Origin of the sequence: Methanobrevibacter sp., assembly GCF_045577275.1 — an archaeon.
Lineage (GTDB): Archaea > Methanobacteriota > Methanobacteria > Methanobacteriales > Methanobacteriaceae > Methanobrevibacter.
In genome coordinates, this window is record NZ_JAZNIB010000095.1 from 1 (window position 1) to 2,185 (window position 2,185).

The 2,185-nt window shown below is 31.1% G+C and carries 2 protein-coding genes; both read right to left on the reverse strand.

Going from position 1 to position 2,185, the window contains the following annotated elements; genetic code table 11:
- Positions 1 to 271 precede the first annotated feature (271 nt).
- On the reverse strand, positions 272 to 421 hold the full coding sequence (locus tag ACKI67_RS03245) for a hypothetical protein (protein WP_407461958.1): 150 nt from the start codon (positions 419 to 421) through the stop codon (positions 272 to 274).
- A gap of 423 nt (positions 422 to 844) precedes the next feature.
- Entirely contained in the window at positions 845 to 1,894 is a 1,050-nt protein-coding gene (locus tag ACKI67_RS03250) for a YeiH family protein (protein WP_407461959.1), read from the reverse strand.
- Between the last annotated feature and the right edge of the window lie 291 nt (positions 1,895 to 2,185).

Consider the following 2,185-nt stretch of genomic DNA (forward strand, 5'->3'; position numbering starts at 1 on the left):
TTTAATTTATTAATTTAAAATAAAAGTAATAAAAAAGAGAAAATAAAAAAAGAAAAAATAATTAAAAAATATTATAATATTTGTTTATTAATCAATTCAGCATTCAAAATAGAAGCGCCAGCAGCACCTCTGATAGTATTATGTCCTACGAGAACATATTTAATTCTTGATCTTTTCTCTCTTACCAACGCAAATAAAACCCACTATACTCTTTATCATTGACTAAAGAATTTACAATCTTTTGTTTGATTAATTTCATTAAACCAATGTTTTACGAAACATACTTGCTTCCTCTTTTATGAGCATTATATAATGTCCCATACCTTCTGCAATTCGGACAGTAATTTATGTATGTCCTTTTGTACCATTTGTATGGTCGATGGTTCTTCCAGCAAGTGTAGCAGGAAGGCTTGCCAGTCATAGTGATAATGGGCATTTTCTTATATGTTTTTTTCACTGCCTTTTTCACAGTATATATTTTACCATCCGTCTTCGCCCAACCAGCATCCTCTGGCAAATCATAATATGTTCCATTTATTATTGTCAGTTTGATTAATTTCATTAAACCAATGTTTTACGAAACTTCAATCAGAAATAATTAAAAAGAGATGCCAAAACAAATTATTATAAAAAATTATAGTTAAATTTCTATTTTATTGATGAAAAATTTTTAAGATTAATTAATCTTATCCTTAAAACATTCCCCAAAATATAAAAAACAATTTAGTAAAAAAATTATTCAAAAAAATAAAATGAAAATGTGTTTTATAAAAATCATTTATTATATGGTGTTTTCTTTATAATTCTCGTGGTGTTTATTTAAAAAAGATAAATTTGGTAAATATTACCAAATTCCTAAAATGTGTTGCAATAATAGGCTGACAAAAGTTATGGCTATCCAACAGCTTGCACCGAGCAACAACGGTTTTCCTCCTGTCTTTACAAGTTTTACAATATCACTGTTTAGGCCTATTGCAAGCATTGCCATAACAATTAAAAACTTGCTGATTTCCTTTAGCGGAACAAATAGGATTGGGTCTGCTCCAAAGCTTGTTGCTATTGTTGTTATGATGGATGCAATTATGAAAAATCCTATAAATGTTGGAAATGCTCTTTTTAAGCTGAATCCCTCTTTTTCATTAAGGCCTAAATTCTCCTTTGCCTCTTCCTTTTTGCCCACTATATATGATAATGCAAGGGTAATTGGGATTATTGCAAGTGTTCTTGTAAGCTTAACGGTTGCTGCCTTATCAAGGGTTGAAGATCCAAGTCCCCACATATTGTCCCATGTTGCAGCTGCCGCTGTAACTGAAGATGTGTCGTTTATTGCAGTTCCGGCAAATATTCCAAATGCATCTCCACTTACTGTAGAGAATCCAAGGATCCTTCCAAGGATAGGGAATATTATTGCAGCTATTACATTGAAGAAGAATATTATTGAGATTGATTGTGCAACTTCCTCATCATTTGCACCTATGACAGGTGCTGTTGCAGCGATTGCAGAGCCTCCACAGATGGATGACCCTACACCGATGAGAATTGCAGAGTTTCTCTCCATCTTCATTGCCTTCATCATTATGTATGCAACAATAAGGGCTATTGATATTGTTCCGATTATAATTGGCAGTGATTGTATTCCTGTTTGGACTATAACGCTTAGATTAAGGCCGAATCCTAAGAATACAACTGCAAGTTGAAGTATGTATTTGGATGTAAAGCCGATTCCGTCCTCTGCATTGCCCTTGTCCTTCCAAAATATGGCAATGACCATTCCAAGTAGGATTGCGATGATTGGCCCTCCTATTATTGGGAACATGTTTCCCAATAGGAATGATGGGATTGCAAGGATAAAGCATATGATTAGTCCGCTTATGATTTGTTTATTCACTATCATGACATCATATTCTATTTACTTAATGTTTTTAAGTATTTTTATTCAAATATATAAATTTTTGCTTATTAAAATTATATTCATTTCATGGTTAACGGATTTTTTAAGATAAAAGAATCTTATTTTAGTTTAGTTTACTATATGTAACTATTTATTTACTTTTTTTACTTTTTAAAGCATTTATATCAGTTTGATAGATATATTTATATGTAATTAGTAACATAACTTAATATGTTTATGGGAAATATGATTAACCTTTCTCTAACAATGGTTAAAGGTTTTTCTTGTTTTTTT